Genomic DNA, 19613 nt, shown 5'->3' with positions numbered 1-19613 from the left:
TTGCTAAAGGATACTGAGCTTTGCTACGAAGATTTATCACACGGACATTCATCAATATAGAGATGGCAGTGAGCCACGATTGATGTATGTATCTTTGCAGTAAATTTTTAATAAGCAAACAATCATACTTATATGGCCAATGTGCTGATAATTGGAGCGGGTGGCGTAGGAAGCGTTGTTGCACACAAATGTGCGATGAATGCAACTGTTTTTACGTCGATCACGCTTGCCAGCCGCACCAAATCAAAATGTGACAAAATTGCCGATGAAGTTAAGGCAATGCATGGCGTTACGCTGGAAACGGCGCAGGTAGATGCCGACGTGGTTGCCGAGGTGGTAGCACTGATCGAGAAAGTAAAGCCATTTTTGGTCATCAACGTGGCATTACCCTATCAGGACCTTCCAATCATGGACGCTTGTCTGGCCACAAAGACACACTATATGGACACGGCCAATTATGAACCGAAAGACGTGGCCAAGTTCGAGTATAGCTGGCAGTGGGCGTATAAACAACGCTTTGAAGAGGCGGGCATCATGGCTCTGCTGGGTTGCGGGTTCGACCCCGGTGCCACGCAGGTCTTCACGGCTTATGCGGCGAAGCACCAGTTCGATGAAATGCACTATCTGGATATCATCGATTGTAACGCCGGTAACCACGGCAAAGCGTTTGCTACCAACTTTAACCCCGAAATCAACATCCGGGAAATTACGCAGCCCGGTCGCTACTGGGAAAATGGCGAGTGGATCGAAATTCCGGCGATGAGCATTCATAAACCGATCGACTACCCGGAAATTGGCCCTAAGGAGTCGTATGTGCTGTACCATGAAGAACTGGAATCGCTCGTCAAGAACTTTCCAACGCTGAAACGGGCACGCTTCTGGATGACGTTCGGACAAGCTTACCTCACTCATCTGGAGGTGCTGCAAAACGTAGGCATGACCCGCATCGACCCTGTAAAATTCCAGGGTATGGACGTTATTCCGCTCGAATTCCTGAAAGCTGTATTGCCCGCCCCCGATTCGCTGGGCGAAAACTACACGGGCCAAACCAGCATTGGTTGCCAGATAAAAGGCATCAAAGACGGACAGGATAAAACCTATTACATCTGGAACAACTGCGATCATGCCGAAACCTACAAAGAGGTTCGCGGACAGGCCGTTAGCTACACCACCGGCGTACCAGCCATGATTGGCGCGATGTTACTCGTAACGGGAGTCTGGCTAAAACCCGGCGTCTGGAACTGCGAAGAACTAGACCCCGATCCATTCATCGAGCAGATGAACAAGCAGGGTCTCCCCGTTCAGGATGCCGTGAACGTGGCGTTACCGCACGAGTATTGAATTAAGAATTGGGAATTAAGAATTAAGGATGGCTCCGCTTGTAGACGTACTGTGCTACAAGCGGAGCCATTCTTAATTCCCAATTCCTAAACCGGTGGTACTCCTACACTGGTCCAGCCGCCGTCGATGGTTAAGGTTTGGCCGGTGATGTGGCTGGCTTGGGGAGAAAGCAGAAAGAGGGCTGCCGCTGCAATATCATCAACCGTGGCAGGGCGACCCATCGGTGTAATTCGCGACCAGATTGGAATATAGGTTGGGTCGTCGGTTGTGCGTTCGGTCAGTGTAGCGCCGGGGGCCACGGCGTTGATCGTGATTCCGTGCGGTGAAAGGTCTATCACGGCCTGACGGGCCAGCATTTGCAAACCGGCCTTTGTCATACTATATACGGGTAGCCCTGGATGACCTAACTGCCCCACCACCGACGACATTAGCATAATCCGTCCGGCACTTCCCTGCTCATTACGTCCTTGGGCGCGCATCTGTGTTGCGGCAGCCTGCATTAGAAAAAACGAACCCCGCAGATTGAGGTTGACGATCGTTTCAAAAGCATCGGGAGTGGTCGTAAACAGATCTCCGAAAACGGTAATACCGGCATTGGCAATAGCCATATCGAGTCGTCCGAACGTACTTACGGCAGTCGCTACCATTTGGTGAATAAAGTCCACGTTGGAGGCATCGCCCGGATAGGCTACGCACGAGCCGCCCGACTGCCGAATAGTCGCTGCTGCCGCTTCTGCCAGTGTACCGTCAAAATCATTCAGGACGACATTAGCCCCCTGTTCGGCCAACGAACTGGCCAGCGCAAAACCAATGCCCTGTCCGGCACCGGTAATTAGCGCGGTTTGATGTTGGAAGTTCTTAATAACCAATGGGTTGAATTTTAATGCGAATCGCGCTTCACCACGCTGCCTGAACTGCCGCGCAGAAAATCGAAGTCAGCGCCTTCGTGTGCCTGAGTTACGTGGTTGATAAACAGATTTACGTAACCCCGTTCGTACCCCAGATTTAGTGGCTTGAAATGGGATAGCCGCAAGGCCAGCTCTTCATCGGACACGTGCAGATGCAGGCTTCGGTTGGGTACGTCGAGGGTAATCAAATCGCCGTTCTGAACAAACGCCAGATTACCGCCCACGGCCGATTCGGGCGAAACGTGCAACACCACCGTGCCAAATCCGGTGCCACTCATTCGGCCATCCGAAATGCGCACCATGTCGTGAACGCCCTGCTCCAGCATCCGCGCGGGAAGCGTCATGTTGCCTACTTCGGGCATGCCGGGGTAACCACGCGGCCCTACGTTTTTCAGCACCAACACACAACTGGCCTCAAGTGGGAACGTACCTGCCGATAGTTCGGGGTCATCGATCCGCTTCTTGTAATCGTCGATATCTTCGAATACCACCGCCCGGCCCGTATGTTGCATCAGTTCGGGCGTGGCCGCCGACGGCTTTATCACCGCTCCGTTCGGGCACAGGTTACCGCGCAAGACGGCAATGCCCGAATCAGGTTTAAACGGTTCTTCTAGCGTGGCGATCACAGCCGGGTCATAGCAGCGGGCTTCGGCACAGTTTTCGCCTAGTGTTTTCCCGTTCACGGTCAGCGCATCGGCGTGCAGATGGGGGAGGAGTTCACGAATCAAGGCGGGCAATCCGCCTGCGTAGAACAGGTCTTCCACGAAATGCTCACCCGACGGTTGCAGATTGGCAAGCAACGGTATTTGTGCCGATAGCCGGTCAAAATCATCAAGCGTTAAATCGACCGTATCGCCCAACGTACCCAGGCGACCGGCAATGGCCATCAGGTGCAGGATGAAATTGGTTGAACCACCCAGCGCCGCGTTAATCATGATCGCGTTTTCAAAGGCTTTCCTGGTAAGTAACTTTGAGGGTGTTAGTCCTTCGCGTACCAACTCAACGGCCCGAACGCCCGTCATGTGAGCCAGCACTTTTCGGCGTGAATCGGCGGCAGGGATGGTGGCATTGTCGGGTAGCGACAGGCCGAGACTTTCAACCATGGCGGCCATGGTACTGGCGGTGCCCATCACGGCGCAATGCCCCTGACTGCGGGCCATGCTGGCTTCGGCGGCAATAAACTCGGCCTGACTCATCCTGCCCATCTTGTATTCTTCGGCAAAACGCCAGAGGTCAGACGTACCTATTTTCCGGCCCTGAAATCGACCGGCCAGCATCGGACCTCCCGATACCACCATCGTCGGAATATCGACCGAGCAGGCGCCCATCACAAGCGACGGCGTGGTTTTGTCGCACCCGCACATCAGAATAACACCGTCGATAGAGTTACCCCGAATGCTTTCTTCTACGTCCATGCTCGCCAGATTACGGAAGAGCATGGCGGTAGGCTTGATCTGGCACTCGCCCAGCGACATCACCGGAAATTCGAGCGGAAAACCGCCCGCTTCCCAAACGCCGCGTTTTATGGCTTCGGCCAGTTCGCGAAAATGGGCGTTGCAGGGCGTCAGTTCCGACCAGGTATTACAAATGCCGATAACGGGTTTCCCCTCAAACTCGTGATGCGGAAAGCCCTGATTTTTCATCCAGGCGCGGTAAATAAAGCCGTCTTTTCCAGTCCGGCCAAACCATTCTTGTGAGCGCATTTTTAAGTTCAATGTTTAACGTTTAACGTCTAAGGTTGCGTTGCTATGGTAGCTCTGTTGTAATATAGCAGGGCAACTTTAGACGTTAAACGTTAAACATTGAACTCTATACTTCCTTACCAACCCATTGGCGTTTTCGATTCTGGGTACGGTGGCCTGACCGTGTTGCGGGAATTGGTGGCTGCATTGCCCGATTATGACTACCTCTACCTGGGCGATAATGCCCGAAGCCCCTACGGAACGCGTTCTTTTGAAACGGTGTATGACTACACGCTGGAATGCGTAACGTACCTGTTTTCGCGCGGCTGCCGGCTGGTTATTGTAGCCTGTAACACAGCCTCTGCCAAGGCGTTACGTAATATTCAGCAACTGGATTTGCCTGGGCTTTACCCTGCCATTGACTCCGCAGAAACGGACCCCGATAAGGCAGGCTTACCTTCGCGGCGGGTGTTGGGCGTTATTCGACCCACGGCCGAAACTATTGGGCAGTACACCCACACAGGTCACGTTGGTATTCTGGCCACAAACGGTACTGTTTCGTCTGAATCCTATCTGGTCGAGATCGGTAAATTTTTTCCTGAACTTACGATTACGCAGGAAGCCTGTCCGATGTGGGTGCCCCTGATTGAGAACGGCGAGTCTGACAGTCCGGGGGCCGATTATTTTGTAAAGCAGCACCTCGACCGACTGCTGGCGCGCGACCGTGAGATTGATACGTTGCTGTTGGCCTGCACGCATTACCCGTTATTACTGCCCAAACTGAAAGCCCTGTTGCCGCCTACCGTTCGCCCAATCAGTCAGGGGCCAATCGTGGCGCAAAGCCTGATCAGCTATCTACAGCGTCATCCTACACTGGCTAACCAATGTAGTAAGCAGGGAAGCCGACAGTTTCTCACTACCGATTCGCCCGTTGAATTTGGTCGTCAGGCCAGTCTTTTCTGGGGCGAATCAGTCACGGCTGAGAAAATTGTTTTCTGAGTCTATCTGTTGCCCCTAGTGTGCCTGTAGACTTGTAGACTTGGCTTTGTAGCGAATTTTTTTGACCTTTGTATGTGTTCTCTATCTAACGGTAACGCAGGCTAATTACACGTTTTACAGCCTGTTTTCCTGGAAACACTTCTGCATTTACTATGACTCCCGAACACGTTCATTGTCTGATTGTTGGCTCTGGCCCGGCTGGGTATACCGCCGCTATTTACGCGTCTCGCGCAAACCTGAAACCTGTGTTATATCAGGGTGGGCAGCCCGGTGGACAACTAACTATTACTACCGAAGTTGATAATTTTCCCGGTTATCCGGATGGCGTTCAGGGGCCGCAGATGATGCAGGATCTGGAAGCACAAGCCCGCCGGTTTGGCACTGACGTTCGTTACGGACTGGTTACTAAAGTTGAATTCACCGAAAATCCCGGTCCCGGTCGGCCTCACCGTGTGTGGGTTGACGACAATACAGAAATTACTGCCGACAGTGTCATCATTTCTACCGGAGCATCGGCCAAGTGGCTGGGTCTTCCGTCAGAAATGCGGCTGAACGGTCATGGTGTTTCTGCCTGTGCCGTTTGCGACGGATTCTTTTTCCGGAATCAGGATGTGGCTATCGTGGGTGCCGGTGATACGGCTGCCGAAGAAGCGAGCTACCTCTCTAACCTTTGCCGTAAGGTTTACATGATTGTGCGCCGGGGCGAAATGCGGGCTTCACGTTTCATGCAGGCCCGTATCAAGGCCAAAGAGAACATTGAAATTCTGTGGCATACCGACACGCTCGAAATTTTAGGTGATAATGGCGTGACAGGAGCCCGTCTGAAGAATACGCAAACTGGTGAAGAACACGTTATTGACGTGACCGGATTCTTTGTGGCCATTGGTCACAAACCCAACACCGACATTTTCAAGGGTTATGTCACGCTCGACGACCACGGTTACATTATTACCGAAAAGGGAAGCACCCGTACTAACGTACCTGGGGTGTTTGCCTGTGGCGATGCGCAGGATAACATCTATCGTCAGGCTATTACGGCGGCGGGAACCGGCTGTATGGCTGCCCTGGACGCTGAGCGTTATTTAGTGACACTGGAAATGCAGGGTGAACCTGAGGCAATGCCAACTAAAACGGTGGATGTCGACTTAGCCGTTGGCGAACCAATCATAAGCTAACCTACTATACACGAAACCAATGCCAAACGCAGACAACATGGCCCCACAGCCCCATTTATGGCCCCGTTGTCTGCGTTTGGCATTGGTTTCCTTCTTGATCGTTGAATGAAAAAAACTGCATGTACATGGTTTCTGGCCATGAGCTGTTTGTGCGTTACCGTAACCGCACAGGCACAGGAAAGGGGACGTTTTAAGAACGATACAAAGTTTACGCCGAAAGCCAAGGCAACTACGCCGACCCCTAACCAGAAGAAAACCGAAGACGTTTTTGAGCAGGAAAGTACCCAACTGCGCTTCAACAACCAGTTTGAGCCCAAGAAAGAGCTGAACCCGGTTGTTAGTGAAGATACAAGCAGTATTGACGAGGGAGAAACCAGCGTAGTCGAGGTTATTCAGGAAATGACGGTGGGCGATGAATGGGTGAAGATTGCCAGCTATTACGCCGTTTGGGATTCAAAAAACATCAATCCCTACAACATAGATGCCCGTGAATTTGATCAGACGGTCGATCTGAAACTGTACGATCCGAAAGAAAATCATTATTGGTCAGCCCCGCTCGATGAAGGGAAATTAACGTCTCAATTCGGGTTCCGATGGGGTCGCTGGCACAAGGGTGTTGACCTTGACCTGGAAACGGGCGATCCGGTTTACGCGGCCTTTGATGGCATTGTTCGTATTGTGGGTTGGGATGGCAGTGGTTACGGCCGGTTTGTGCTGGTTCGCCACTACAATGGCCTGGAAACACTATACGGCCATATGTCGAAGCAGTTAGTTGAAAACGGCCAACTGGTTAAAGCGGGTGATCAACTTGGCTTAGGAGGAAGCACGGGACGTAGTTCTGGACCCCACCTACACTTCGAGACCCGTTACGAAGGCAATGCTTTTACGCCGATAAACATTTACAGCTTCCCGGAGAACACGATCATTTCGGATCATTTTCTGCTCACACCCTCCGTTTGGGATTATCTGCGGGGAGGTAGCCGGACAGCAGATGTGTCAGAAAAACCCAAGTTCCGCGAAACGAGACTTCATAAAGTACGCTCGGGTGAAACGCTGTCGTCGATCGCCAGTCGTTTTGGTATGTCGGTCAGTAAACTAGCCGAGAAAAACAATCTCTCATCCCGCTCCCGCCTCCGCGCCGGTCAGAAATTGAGAGTGAACTGATTTACGACTGACGAGTTGCGAATTACGATTGAGGCTCCGCTTAATTACCGTCATGGTAGTTAGCGGAGCCTCGATCATAAGCGGCAGATAATAAAGCACGGCTGCTTTCGTCAGTCGTGGTGCGTTGCTACCCCTTTTTTACAGCAGCTGGGCAGTTTTTCGTAGCCTTTCGGGTCGGCGGTTACCTCGTCGGCATCGTAACCGGTTTTGGTGATGTTGGCTTTCAGCTTGTTCACATCCGTTTTCGCTGCATTATACTTGATGGTGACCACCTTTGTTTCCACATCGAGGGTGGCTTCTTTCACGCCTTTCTCGAACGCCAGATTGCGTTCGATGCGCGATTTACACATGCCGCACACGGCAGAGGTTTTGATCTTTACTTCTTTGTCTTTATCGTCGGCGGCCAGTAAGGTGGTGCCGCTCAGGGTTAGCGCCATCAGGCTGCTCAGAAATAGGTTGCGGTTCATGTTAAGTGTTTTTTGGTAAGATGTTCTGACTCTTGAATTGGTGAATGGTAGTGTATTGAGTTAACAAGCAACGACTTACATCTGGTTCGCCATCTCGCGGCATTCTGCGGCACAGCGGCGGCAAGCTTCTGCACAGGCTTTACAATGAGCGTGGTGATCAGCATGCTTTTCGCACTCAGTGGCGCAGGCTTCACATACATCGGCGCAGAGTTGCATATACTGCTTCATAAACTGAGAGCCACGCGCTTCAAGCCGTCCGCAAAGGGTGCAGATATCGGCGCAATCGCGGCAGAGCTTAATGCAGGCAGTCATGTTGTGATGCATACTGTCCTGTTCGCCCATCTCAATACAGGCCGTTGCACAGCGTTCGCAGGCTTCGGCGCATTCAAAACAGGTGTCGGCGTGGCCGTGGGCATGGGTGGTCGTAGTCATAACGTGTGTTGTTTTAAACGTTGATACTGAGTTTATCGATTAACAAGCAAGGCAGGTGTGAGTCGGAGATATACCTGTCCGGATAGCGGTCTGTTTCCATAAAAAGAACGTAATGTCTGGTCTGGCAAACCCATTGTTAATTGGGTACCTAAGGCTACATCCGTGCTGGTCATGCGCAGAAGCCGCCAGTTTGTGCCTAGCGTTACATTGTCTACATTAACCAGTGTATTCTCGGGGTCGATATTGCTACTGGCTGGAAGGGCAAGCTCTCCGGCTGATTTGGTAACGTTTTCGTACCGGCCATATAACGCCAATCGGCCTAGTTGCAGGCTTGTCTCAGCCAGATACGCGTTTTCGTTGACGCCATCGTGGCTGTTCATACCCCATATCAACGACGAAGTCATATAGCGATCGCCAGTGCCAAACGAGGTGCTATGCAACACGGAAGCGGTAGTTCGCCGTACAGTCCCGTGTGAATTCAACACTTCTGGATTTTTTAGCAATCCCTGTGATACCTGCATGGCAAGACCTGCTGTTGGGTTTACGGAAAGTCGGTACGAATAGCTATCGAAGCGGGGCTTGTCGAAGTTATACCGAAATTCGTCGGGTTCGCGGCCGGTAAACTGAGAGAATTCAAGCTTCGCTATTTTATACCTGAACCCTGCCGTAGCTACACCGAACGTGATATGCGTGGCATCAATCCAGTGGTGACTAAGGGGCGAGTCTGGATTATTATACGACGAAATACGGTGCATGAAAGCCGGTGCGCCCAGCGCTGGTTCGCCGGGGTACCCTACATATACGAACGCATCGGCGTCGCGGCTAAACGCATGACTGTAAGAGACCGACAACTCTGAGAACAAATCGTGTGGATGTTGTCGGTCAACCAGGGGCTCGCCCCGGTATGATTCACCCGTTTGAAACAACAGCGGATAACCACCGTTTCCCACCGTCAATGGATCGAGCGACATCATCAGTTTGGCTGTGAATAACCCTTTCTTGCCAACAGCTCGCTGAGCCATACCCATTGCCCAATTGGGTGCATCAATTCGGGCTTCCCGCCCCCGTTTATCAGGATTCGAGAAGTTCTGATTCGTGTGCCGTAGAAAAAGACTGTAATGAAGCATATACATCCACTTACCGGCTCCGGGCGAATGAGCCATGTAGGCGTACATTGGCGTTTGGTCAGGCATCCAGGACGTACCTGAGCCGTTTCGGTTCATCGCCAAATTCCGCGAAAGTGAATGAGACATGCTGCCCATCGGTGAGAAGGAGAGGCTCCCGGCGGAGTTGCCGTGGTTCATTCCATGAGCGTTTATCTTGCCATGATCCATTGAGTGACCATGTTGAGATGTATCCTCTTTAGTTGTTGCCGCTTTGGGCCGGGCAGAGTCGGCTGGCATCGGCATCGTATGGCCTTCGTGTTGCGCCAGCGCCGGTAGCCGTACCACGGCTACAATCAGCATGACAAGTATCTTTTTCATAGGTTGTTGAGTAGTAAAAAGAGCCCCGTCACGTGAACGGGGCTTTAGGCAATTACATCATAGTCAGCATAAGCGCTGCCATACCGATCATCAGGCTGTCTTCAATGATAGTAACGGTGGTCATGGGTAGATTGAACACAGAGCCAAGGCATGCGCACCGAATCTTCCGTTTATCAAGCACGCTTTTCACCACGCCAATCAGGCTAACGCTCATGACAACAAAGGTTACCCAGTTGGTTAGCACCGGATTGAAACCCGTGAGATAGGCGGCTCCAAGAGCCAGTTCGATAAACGGATAGACGTACCCATAACCTGGAATAGCTTTGGCTACGATGTCATACATTCGGTAGCTACTGGCAAATCCGTTAATATCAAGCAGTTTAAAGAACGAAAAGATCAGGAAGAAGCCAGCCATAAAGGTGCTCATAGCCCGCATCCAGTCGATACCAGCGCCGCTAAACGCTCCCATCCTGACCTCGACCAGGGCGGTAATACCCACAATGAAAGCCAGAATGATCAGCAATGGTTTGTAGGTGGTAACCGACGGTACGGCCAGTTGCGCTTCATCGGTAGTGGTTGACGATGTGAGCACATCGAGCTTTGATGCTGCCTGTCCGCTGCCACCCATCGTGTCGATGATTTGCACTTCGTCGGTCAGCGAATAAGCGCCCGCTTTTCGCACGGCGCGGTCAAGTACGGCCGTGTCGATGTGTTGCTTCATACTCACTACTGCTTCTGGCGGGGTTAGTGAAACGGCCGCCCGTTTAACGCCGTCAACGTCCTGAAGGGCTTCCTGCACGCGTTCCACGCAGGAGACGCAATGCATGCCGTCGAGTTTATAGGTATGGATCATGATTGTTCTGATTTTAGGTTGGTCGAGATTGTTTAATTCATCGATCAACTTCACAAAAGTAAGGCTTGGGTAGGGCGGGTGTTTTACAGAATTCCCCGCCTCACTTACATCATTTTTGGTTTGGCTAAACCGTATCCAGCGACTGGCGACCGGTGGGCACTTTGCGAAACTGGGCGGGTGTGATGCCCACTACAGTCCGGAACTGATTGGTGAAATGCGGCACACTACTGTAGCCCAGTTCATAAGCAATATCGGCTATTCGCTGTTCACCATTCTGCAACAATTCTTTGGCCCGTTCTACTTTTTGCGCAATCAGAAACCGTTCAATGGTTGTGCCGGTCTGCGTTGAAAACAACTGACTCAGGTACGTATAGTCGTAACCCAATTTCTGGCTCAAAAAGGCAGAGATGTTCTGATGGTTAGGGCGTTCTTGAGTATGATGTACCTCACTGATTAGGAGCGATTTAATTTGCTCCACAAGTATGTGTTTCGGGTCTGCAACCAGATCAAACCCTTCCGCCTGTAACGTATTCTGAACGGTTTTCAGGTCAACGGCTTCGGGCCAGTGAAGCACGCTGACCTTGCCCAGTTCTACCGCGCCCAGCGTGAGACCAAGCTGGGTCAGGTCGCGCTCTACCGTTCGTCGACAGCGGTCGCAAACCATGCCTTTTACGTGTAGGTCGGTCATGGCTCCAGGGTGAATCGAAATCCGGCGTAAATCATGGCGCCTGTAACGGGTCCCCAGTTTTGCCCGGCGGCATCGAAACTGGTGCCAAACGGATCGGCCGCGCCGATGATCGGGTTTGGTTGCCGGAAATTGGTGAGGTTTTCGCCGCCCAGATACACTTGCCACGCCCGGAAGCTACGCGTGATTTGCGCGTTCAGGTTCACAAAAGACGGCGAGTAATACCAGGTCATTTCTGAGTAGGTCTGATGCGTGTGCGACTCGTCTGAATCGGGCAAACGTTTGGGACCGTTCCACTGCAGGGTCGCGTCGAATTTCCACTTGTCGTAGGGCAGAGCATAGGCCGCATTTAACAGCACCCTATCCCGGCTGATCATCATACGCGGCATCAGTACGCTTTCGCCCAGGGGAGCGCCCATGCTCTGTTGGGCGTCGAACAGACGATAGGCTGCTTTCACCTCAGCCCGTTTAAACGGCGATATGGTTAGTTCGGCCTGAAAACTGGTGGCGTATGATTTTCCCGAGAGGTTGTAGAACAGCAAACTACGGGGCTGATCGGCATCGACCACCAGTTGGTTCTGAAAATTGGTTCGGCTGGCGTCTACAATCAGAGTTGCTTTTTTGCCGAACAGCAAAAACTCATTGGTAACCCCCGCCGTGTAGGTCCAGGCAATTTCGGGCTGCACATTCTGGTTCAGAAACACGCCCCTCGACGACACAAAGTAGCCGTAGTTCTCGGCAATCTGATTCGGAACGCGCCACCCACGCCCTGCCGAAGCCCGCACCGTTAGCATCCCATGCAAATGGTATTTGAGATGCAGCCGGGGTGTCCACTGAGGGCCGAACAGGTTGTGAAAATCGAGACGATTACCCAGCACTACGGCAAACCGCTCCGGGTACGTGTAGGCATACTCGAAAAAAGCACCCGGCACCGACTCGAACCGGTCGATTGGTTGGGCAATGAAGCGTTCCTGATAATTGTCGAGCAGGTAACTCACACCGGTTTTAATTGTGTGATTTGTGTTGTCGATAATGGTCTGATAAATCAGGTTGCCATAGAGTGACTGCTGTTTGCCCGTATAAGGTCGTAAACCAAAGGTCGATTCCTGGTTGTGCCAGGTGGCGTTCAGGATCAACCCCAAACCGCGATAGGGTTTGTCGGGAAACAGCCGAGCCGTTTTGCTGAATAGTTCGGTGCGTTTGGTTTGGTTGCTGAAAACGTAACGATATTGACCCACGCCACTAAGCTGACCACCCTCCCGGTTTTCCGACAGGGCCTTGATACCAAACTGGGTCATCCACCGTTCAGAACTGTATTTGGCCCGCATCACGCCGTTGTATTGGCTGTAAAGGGGCAGATCACGAAACCGATCACCGTTCTGATCCAGTTCGGTTTGTAAGCTGCTTACATGACCCAACGCTCCGATACTCCACTTGTCTGAAAGCGCTTGCGAATAATTGACGTTACCCTCTAAACGGCCAAACGAATTGACGTAGCCGTTGACGAGGGCGTTGGGCATTTTAGTTTCGGCGCGGTATTCTGGTTTTTGTAATTCCACGTTCATCTGCCCGCTCATCGACTCGTAGCCATTCACCACCGATCCGGCTCCTTTGCCAATGTCGATGCTGGTGATCCACGTACCCGGAATGTAGTTAAGGCCGAAGGTGGTAGCCAATCCTCGTATGGTCGGAATGTTCTCTACGTTGGTCTGCACGTACTGACCGCCCAGCCCCATGAACTGAATCTGTTTGGCACCCGTCACGGCATCAGCATACGAAACGCTGACCGAAGCGTTGGTTTCAAAGCTTTCGGAGAGGTTGCAACAGGCCGCTTTTGCCAGCGTACGCTGGGTTAGCACTTCGGTCTGAATCGGGTTCATGCGGTCAATCTGGGTGTTTCCCGCTGTGACCACGACCTCGTTCAATTGCTGCGTAGCCCGGAGCGTAACGATGAGTGGGGACGTGAAGTCGACAATCGTAATCGTGTCGGGTTGGTAGCCCACGTAGCTAATAACGAGTCGGTTTGTCTGATTGGTGGAATCGATTATGAAGCGGCCCAACGAATCGGCGGCGGTCGCCTTCAGGCCACCCGCCCAGTAAATCGAAGCACCGGGAAGGGATATTGTCTGGTTTTTTTCGGTAGCGGTCACACGTCCCGAAAGAGATTGAGCCCCTCCAAGAAGCGGAAGGAGCAAAAGGCCGAAAATGAAAATTCTGATCATGATATTGTCTGATGAAATAAATGCCAAAAGCCCGATTCTTTTGTGAATCAGGTAAATACATTATCGATCAGATCAGATCAGGAAGGTCTGCACAAACACCAGCAGGGTTCGCCCGGATAGGGGAGGAGGCGAAGCATACGCGGGTGCAGGTACGTTGGCTTGCAGGGTGAATACCCAGCCAAATAGCGTTAAAAAGACAGTAGTGATGCCTGTACCAAACTGATCGCCAAGTGCTTTGATGAACGAGGCCAACTTATGGTTCATCGATGACGTAATATCTACTTTCGTGTAGCGCGTGTCATCTTTACAGCAGTCTGTGCGGCCAATTGTTGGGGCTTGTTCAGCAGGCTGGGTACGTACCTGACAGAATTTGCAGGTTGGCATCTCCTCGTGAACCGAGACTATGCGTTTGCCCCTTAGCTGACACGAATGCTCGACCAGTCCGAAGCCCATGCTGCTAAGCAACACGACCACGGCCATGAACAGGTGGAGAAAACGAATCAGGGCGGCTTTCATAAAAACAAAGGTCTACGCCTTTTTCAAGCAAAACAAGTACCAGCTTAAAACGCGTTCCATTGCAGGTGTAATGCAATAAAAATTGCCCCAGACGCATTTCTGCACCTGGGGCAATTTTACAAGTTAAGAAACTACTTCGTTTCGTCAGTTACGACTTCTTTCGTCTTCTTCGCGGCTTTTTTTACACCCCGGCCCGTAGCCTTGGCGGCGTTGCCAACGGCCTTACCAGTGGCTTTGCCCGCATTGCCAACGGCTTTACCCGTAGCCTTTCCTGCTTTTCCAACGGCTCTGCCCGTTTTCACCGCCGCATTGCCTGTAGCCCGCGTACCTTTTTCGGCCGCGTTACCCACGTCGGAAGCTGTGTTCTCTACTTTTTGTTCGGCAGGTGTTGTTTGAGCAAACGCGGTTGCCGACAGAGTCAGGCCAAGAGCCAGACTTAAGAGCCATTTCTTATTCATAACAGTTGTGAATCGTTTATAGGTGAATTGATGGGGTCTCGCTATATCGCGAGCACACCGTTCAGAATAGTATAACTCACCAGCCAACATCTTGCGCTGATTCTTCCAGCCAACGGCCCTCCTGGTAAAAACAAAGTCAATCGGCCAGCCGTTGATTTTAGCAGACACAACTATGATGATACATGATAACCGAGCAAGATCAGCAGTTTTTACGCCGGGCTATTTCTTTGGCGCGTGAAGGAATGACAACAGGAAATGGCGGTCCGTTTGGAGCCGTTGTAGTCAAGTAGGGAGCCATTGTGGGCGAAAGTAGCAATTGCGTTACCTCGACCAACGACCCCACCGCTCATGCCGAAGTGATGGCCATTCGGGCAGCCTGCAAGCAGTTGGGTACGTTTCAGCTCGACGGTTGTACACTATATACGTCCTGCGAACCTTGCCCCATGTGCCTTGGTGCTATTTACTGGGCCAGACCGGCCAGAGTGGTGTACGCCGCCCAACACACCGACGCCGCCGTGGCTGGTTTCGACGATTCGTTTATCTATGCCGAATTAGCCAAACCATATGTACACCGATCCATTTCGACAGAACAAGCCTTGCAGGAGGAAGCCAAAACGGTGTTTGAGGAGTGGGCAGAGAAGCACGATAAAATAGCGTATTAGCCTTGACGATAATCAGGCCTATTTGCAGGCTTACTACGGTATTATACTGGCTGTCTTTGCGGTCACTGTCAGTTGGTCGTTGTACCTGTGGCTGACCAAAATGAAAGCCCAAAATCGCTGGTAGAACCAGCCGGAATAAACTAACTTGAAATCGAGAGGGACATGTTGCGATTGTTTGTTGATAAAGGTGGGGATGGCCATGACGATCTCTTTTTAAAAATAGACGTGATGATTAGTCATCTCAAGGTGGCAGACAGTTATTTTCTGTATGATTTTTTGGAATTGAATGAGGCAAACCTTCAGCACATAGACGCAGATCGCCATAGGTCCTATGCAGTTACCTTGCTACTCGATTACTGGATTGATAGAATACACAAATTAGAGAAAGGCCAACAGACTTTTCTATTGTTCGATTTGTCAGATCAGTATATCGGGGGCCTGATGCTTGAGAAAGTGAAACGGGGGTATATAATGAAAGATGTATATACTACTGATTTACAGGGTTGGGGAGTCAGCAAGTCAACTCTTGATGAGCAAATCTCACAGAGCGAAGCCGTATTTCTGGAAGGATCTGAAAAACGCGAATGGTTAATTGGTGAAGAAGCGTTGTTCAACGGGCTTACCTGGAGCCTTGATCAATTGAAAATGTAACTGCTGCGACTGGGTTGTCAGTTGGCTCGTTTCCTCAATTTAACCTGAATGGGTTGGTTGGGCCGAAGGCTGATGAGTGGCTTGGGTTTGATAGCCGCCGCATTGATCAACTCAAAGTCAAAGGTTCGGACGAAGAACGTGAGCAGAATCTGCATCTCCATCAGGGCAAACTGATTCCCGATGCACAGGCGCGGGCCACCGCCAAAAGGCAGATAGGCGTAAGCTGGTCGGTCTTTGTCGCGGCCTTCGGCGAACCGGTCGGGATCAAAGCGTTCGGGGTCGGGCCAGTTGGTGGGGTCGTGATGCAGCAGGTACGGACTCACAATAATCGTATCGCCCTTCGGAATCCGGTAGGGGCCAATCTGATCGTCGTTCAGCGCCATTCGGCTCATCGCCCAGGCGGGTGGGTAAAGCCGTAACGCCTCCTGCACTACCTGTAGCGCATACGGCATCGATCGGAACGCCGCAACTGGCGGTAACTCGCCAGGTACGTTGCTGCCTAGAACGGTGTCTGCTTCAGCACGCAGTTTGTCGACTACATCGGGGTGTTGCGCCAGCAGGTACGTGAGCCACGCCATGGAGACGGCCGTTGTTTCGTGGCCCGCCGTAAAGAGCGTGACGCATTCGTCGCGCAGTTGTTGTTCCGACATGCCTTCGCCGGTGTCTTCGTCGGTGGCGTAGAGCAGCATATCCAGTAAATCATCCTGCCGGTCGCCGGTTTGTTTGCGGGTGTGAATGAACTCGTAAATCAGCGCATTTACCTGTTTCAGCGCCCGATCGTAGCGAATGTTGTTAGGCGTGGGCCAGGTACGTGGTATCTTGATAGGCGTCAGTAGCGCTTTGTTGGCGAGCACATTCAGCGTTTCGAGCGAATGCGAAAGCCCGTCCAGCCGACCTTCCACGTTGGTGCTGAACAGCGTTTTGCACACAATCAGCATCGTGACGTCCATGTACGACTGCGATATATCGACCGGTTTCGACAGATCTAATCGGGCCAGCGAATCTACCCATGCGGCCGATTCCTGCACCATGGTTTCGGCCAGGAGCGCAATTTTTTGGCGATGGAAGGCGGGTTGCGCCAGTCGCCGTTGTTTTCGCCAGAAATCGCCATCGCTGGTTAGCAGCCCTTCGCCCAAAAATCGCTTCAGCACCATGAATGCGGGCGACCGCACATAATTACGGTTGTTCTCCTGCAACACATATTTTACATCGTCGGGCTGGAGAATCAGGTACTGCCGTCGGCCACCAATGCTTATGCGCACTACCTGACCGTACTGCCGATGTAGTTTAGTGAAGAATCCCAGCGGGTTGCGGGCCAGTGAAAGGGCGTTGCCAAAAACCGGCAGACCGGGATGTACAGGGGCTGGAGTGTTCATAAGCTGGTCCGTCAGTTGAAGCAGGCGGCAATGTAACATAAGTCTCGTTAGGACTATTTTGCTAGATCCGAAATGAGTGTGTGTAAAAATAGGCGCACACTTAATCTCTAAGGGGCTAAAAGTTTCGCCCGGTTCTGAAAATTAACCAGAATGCTTTGCTCGATTTATTAATAAAGATCAATCGGGAATTCGTGACCTTCTTTTGTCGTCTGCTTTACCTGACGATAGCGGGCTTATTTCTGCTTTTTGGCTTTACGTTTGTTTCGCCAGTACTTAATGTCTTTGGTCAGATTTTCGAGGAAAAACGATGGGCCCATCGATACATAAAAGCCGGAGTAGTTGATCTGACTGTCAGGAATGTCCTTCTTCAAAATGAACCGGTAGCCTGTCAGCAAATTGATGCCAAACCAGTGAACAGGGCGAAAGCCACGCACTGCCGGAAACTGATAAGAGGCTAAAACACCAACGCCTGCCGGTATAAAAACGCCCCGGGCAATTTCGGCTTCGGCGGTTTGGTTGCTGACCTCTTCGTAACGTGAATGGCCGTACCCAAGCTCGAGCGGTACGCTGACTTCAATACTATGCTTTCGGTAGAGGTACTTTTCAAAGTAACCGGTTACGATGCGCAAATGCCGTTTGACGGCATCGGACGTACCCGGCAAAAGTCCCGGCCGGTCAATAGTTTGATTGACAAAATAAAAGCCCGCTCCCGTTTTAAACGATGCTCTCAACCGGCCTGTCTGGGTATTGGTATGGTTACGTGCAGGAAACAGAAAACCAGCTTTAATGCCGTAAACGCCTACTGGAATTCGCCTCCCAAAGTTATTACGTGTATCGTGGAAAAAGAAAAAACGCTGGTCGGTAGAAGCGGTGAACGTGAGGGATTTTGGCTTTTCTACCCGGTTGTTGATCAGCGTCGAGTCTTTCCTGACGGATAGCTTGGTCGATTCTTTCACGGTGATTTGTCCCTGCGATAGTGCACCTGAAGCACTGCTCACGACCAGACAAATAAGTAGCGTTATACGCCATAGGAAGTTCATATTCATTACTCAACGTTGCTGGGTTTATAACCCGGAAAAGCGCCAATGGTTAAACCGGTTTACTTCTGGTTTAGCAGAAGTGAAAAAAGGCTTCTATTATTCATTACCTATATAATTGTATTATTTAAATAGGGTACTCGTTAATTCTTCTGATTCTAATGCAATTCTAAGAATTTTCTAAGGCGGCTATAAAGTGTAACAAACAACTTTGCAGGTAGGCATCAGGGCATACAAACGATGAACTCGTTTTCCACATGCCAGTAACACCAACGAATCAACGATCGGCTCGATCAAACCAACCTTATGAACGGCTACACGGGTATTGCCTCTTTATTCATTTTTACAGCCCTCGTTGGCTGTAACGCCAGGAGCGAAAACAAAGAAGAGACCAAAGACCAGGCATTCCCTGTCATTCAACTGACGGAACAAGATGCGACACTCGACCGCGACTATGCCGGTAATCTGGAAGCCGTTCAAAACGTAGAAATTCGGGCACGTGTGGCGGGCTACCTCGACAAGATTCTGGTCGATGAAGGGCAGTCTGTAAAAAAAGGACAGTTGCTTTTTCAGCTTAACGCCGCCGAGTACCAGGTAGAGGTAGCTAAAGCGCAAGCCAGTCTGGAGAGTGCCATCGCACAGTCGAACTCGGTAGAGGTGGAGATGGAGCGCGTGAAACTGCTGGTTGATAAGAACATCATTTCAAAGTCGGAATCTAAACTGGCTAAGGCGAAAATGGAGTCGGCGAAGGCGGCCATCAATGAGGCCAAAGCGGCCCTCGATAATGCCCGGCTTCGGGTTTCACTGGCCAGTATTCGTGCCCCATTTACTGGTGTAATCAACCGGCTTCCGTTCAAACAGGGGAGCCTGATCGAAGAGGGCGCGCTGTTGACCACTGTTTCTGATCTGCGCGAGATGTACGCCTATTTCGACGTCTCGGAAAAAGAGTATCTGAATTCAGTGAAAAAACGCCTCGATCCCAGCAAGACAACCGCGCGTGAGGTAGAGCTGGTGCTGGCCGACGATACACACTATGGTCATAAAGGCCGGGTTGAAACAACCGAAACTGTTTTCGAGGGTAACTCGGGTAACATTGCTTTCCGGGCGCGTTTCCCAAATCCTAAACAACTGCTTCGGCACGGAGCTACGGGAAAAATTCGACTCACCACTGATGTCGGTGATGCCCTGCTGGTACCGCAGAAAGCCGTGTTTGAGGTGCAGGATAAAAACTTTGTCTACGTGGTTGATGCGGCCAATAAAGTAAAGGCCCGCAGTTTTGAGCCCAGCAGTCGGGTCGATCAGTTCTACATTGTGAAGTCGGGGTTGCGCGTTGGTGACCGGATCGTGTATGAGGGCATTCAGAATCTGCGAGATGGAATGACCATTGTGCCTAAGGTGATCAGTACCGACAGTTTGAAGGCGATGTATGCCGCGGCCCGTTAAAGCGGCTCGATTCTTTTCAACCGAACGTACCTACTCGTTCCCCCCTAATCTAGACAGC

General features: G+C 51.5%; 18 protein-coding genes and 1 pseudogene. 7 read left to right on the top strand and 12 right to left on the bottom strand.

The features are described 5' to 3' along the window. The first annotated feature begins 132 nt into the window (after positions 1-132). Positions 133-1341 carry a saccharopine dehydrogenase family protein gene (locus ACAW87_RS16665; RefSeq protein WP_370724767.1) on the top strand — a complete coding sequence of 403 codons (1209 nt, stop codon included), beginning with the start codon at positions 133-135 and terminating at the stop codon, positions 1339-1341. An 86-nt stretch (positions 1342-1427) separates the two neighbouring features. Here the strand turns inward: ACAW87_RS16665 and ACAW87_RS16660 are convergent, their stop codons facing one another. Beyond that, positions 1428-2204, bottom strand: a complete 777-nt coding sequence (locus ACAW87_RS16660) for an SDR family NAD(P)-dependent oxidoreductase (RefSeq protein ID WP_370724941.1) — start codon at positions 2202-2204, stop codon at positions 1428-1430. 17 nt (positions 2205-2221) lie between these two features. Then, on the bottom strand, positions 2222-3952 hold the full coding sequence (locus tag ACAW87_RS16655; protein ID WP_370724766.1) for an IlvD/Edd family dehydratase: 1731 nt from the start codon (positions 3950-3952) through the stop codon (positions 2222-2224). Between the two features lie 108 nt (positions 3953-4060). On the opposite strand from ACAW87_RS16655, the gene ACAW87_RS16650 reads away from it, so the two are divergent. The 3 genes from ACAW87_RS16650 (at position 4061) to ACAW87_RS16640 (ending at position 7269) form a co-directional block, all read left to right on the top strand. Further along, complete coding sequence (locus ACAW87_RS16650; RefSeq protein WP_370724940.1) at positions 4061-4930, top strand: glutamate racemase; 870 nt, start codon at positions 4061-4063, stop codon at positions 4928-4930. Between the two features lie 152 nt (positions 4931-5082). Next, positions 5083-6105 (top strand): thioredoxin-disulfide reductase, encoded by a 1023-nt coding sequence (trxB, locus tag ACAW87_RS16645; protein WP_370724765.1) that lies wholly within the window; start codon positions 5083-5085, stop codon positions 6103-6105. Positions 6106-6210: 105 nt separating this feature from the next. Then, the gene (locus ACAW87_RS16640; protein WP_370724764.1) at positions 6211-7269 is read left to right on the top strand and encodes a peptidoglycan DD-metalloendopeptidase family protein; all 1059 of its coding nucleotides are present in this window, start codon (positions 6211-6213) and stop codon (positions 7267-7269) included. Between the two features lie 110 nt (positions 7270-7379). Here the strand turns inward: ACAW87_RS16640 and ACAW87_RS16635 are convergent, their stop codons facing one another. The 8 genes from ACAW87_RS16635 to ACAW87_RS16600 form a co-directional block, all read right to left on the bottom strand. Beyond that, positions 7380-7736, bottom strand: a complete 357-nt coding sequence (locus ACAW87_RS16635; protein WP_370724763.1) for a heavy-metal-associated domain-containing protein — start codon at positions 7734-7736, stop codon at positions 7380-7382. A 75-nt stretch (positions 7737-7811) separates the two neighbouring features. Beyond that, positions 7812-8168, bottom strand: a complete 357-nt coding sequence (locus ACAW87_RS16630; RefSeq protein WP_370724762.1) for a four-helix bundle copper-binding protein — start codon at positions 8166-8168, stop codon at positions 7812-7814. 32 nt (positions 8169-8200) lie between these two features. Next, positions 8201-9652 (bottom strand): hypothetical protein, encoded by a 1452-nt coding sequence (locus ACAW87_RS16625; protein ID WP_370724761.1) that lies wholly within the window; start codon positions 9650-9652, stop codon positions 8201-8203. A 52-nt stretch (positions 9653-9704) separates the two neighbouring features. Continuing rightward, the gene (locus ACAW87_RS16620) at positions 9705-10505 is read right to left on the bottom strand and encodes a heavy-metal-associated domain-containing protein (protein WP_370724760.1); all 801 of its coding nucleotides are present in this window, start codon (positions 10503-10505) and stop codon (positions 9705-9707) included. A gap of 124 nt (positions 10506-10629) precedes the next feature. Next, positions 10630-11193 carry an AraC family transcriptional regulator gene (locus ACAW87_RS16615; RefSeq protein ID WP_370724759.1) on the bottom strand — a complete coding sequence of 188 codons (564 nt, stop codon included), beginning with the start codon at positions 11191-11193 and terminating at the stop codon, positions 10630-10632. After that, positions 11190-13412, bottom strand: coding sequence for a TonB-dependent receptor (locus ACAW87_RS16610; RefSeq protein ID WP_370724758.1), 2223 nt, complete (start codon positions 13410-13412; stop codon positions 11190-11192). Before ACAW87_RS16610 ends, ACAW87_RS16615 begins: the two co-directional genes overlap by 4 nt. A 72-nt stretch (positions 13413-13484) precedes the next feature. Beyond that, positions 13485-13928 (bottom strand): HYC_CC_PP family protein, encoded by a 444-nt coding sequence (locus ACAW87_RS16605; protein WP_370724757.1) that lies wholly within the window; start codon positions 13926-13928, stop codon positions 13485-13487. A 131-nt stretch (positions 13929-14059) separates the two neighbouring features. Continuing rightward, on the bottom strand, positions 14060-14386 hold the full coding sequence (locus ACAW87_RS16600; protein WP_370724756.1) for a hypothetical protein: 327 nt from the start codon (positions 14384-14386) through the stop codon (positions 14060-14062). Positions 14387-14568: 182 nt separating this feature from the next. On the opposite strand from ACAW87_RS16600, the pseudogene ACAW87_RS16595 reads away from it, so the two are divergent. Beyond that, positions 14569-15048: pseudogene (locus ACAW87_RS16595) on the top strand (nucleoside deaminase). Positions 15049-15210: 162 nt separating this feature from the next. Continuing rightward, positions 15211-15699: a hypothetical protein gene (locus ACAW87_RS16590; protein ID WP_370724755.1), complete on the top strand. Its 489-nt coding sequence runs from the start codon at positions 15211-15213 to the stop codon at positions 15697-15699. A 17-nt stretch (positions 15700-15716) separates the two neighbouring features. Here the strand turns inward: ACAW87_RS16590 and ACAW87_RS16585 are convergent, their stop codons facing one another. Together ACAW87_RS16585 and ACAW87_RS16580 are read right to left on the bottom strand one after the other, a co-directional pair. Continuing rightward, on the bottom strand, positions 15717-17075 hold the full coding sequence (locus tag ACAW87_RS16585) for a cytochrome P450 (RefSeq protein WP_370724754.1): 1359 nt from the start codon (positions 17073-17075) through the stop codon (positions 15717-15719). A 233-nt stretch (positions 17076-17308) separates the two neighbouring features. Beyond that, complete coding sequence (locus ACAW87_RS16580) at positions 17309-18115, bottom strand: hypothetical protein (RefSeq protein WP_370724753.1); 807 nt, start codon at positions 18113-18115, stop codon at positions 17309-17311. Positions 18116-18418: 303 nt separating this feature from the next. Between ACAW87_RS16580 and ACAW87_RS16575 the strand changes: the two genes are divergently transcribed. Further along, on the top strand, positions 18419-19555 hold the full coding sequence (locus ACAW87_RS16575) for an efflux RND transporter periplasmic adaptor subunit (protein WP_370724752.1): 1137 nt from the start codon (positions 18419-18421) through the stop codon (positions 19553-19555). The last annotated feature ends 58 nt before the right edge of the window (positions 19556-19613 follow it).

The sequence above is a fragment of the Fibrella aquatica genome (assembly GCF_041321135.1).
GTDB lineage: Bacteria > Bacteroidota > Bacteroidia > Cytophagales > Spirosomataceae > Fibrella > Fibrella aquatica.
Note: the sequence above shows the minus strand (reverse complement) of the source record. Positions and strands in the feature narration are given on the sequence as shown.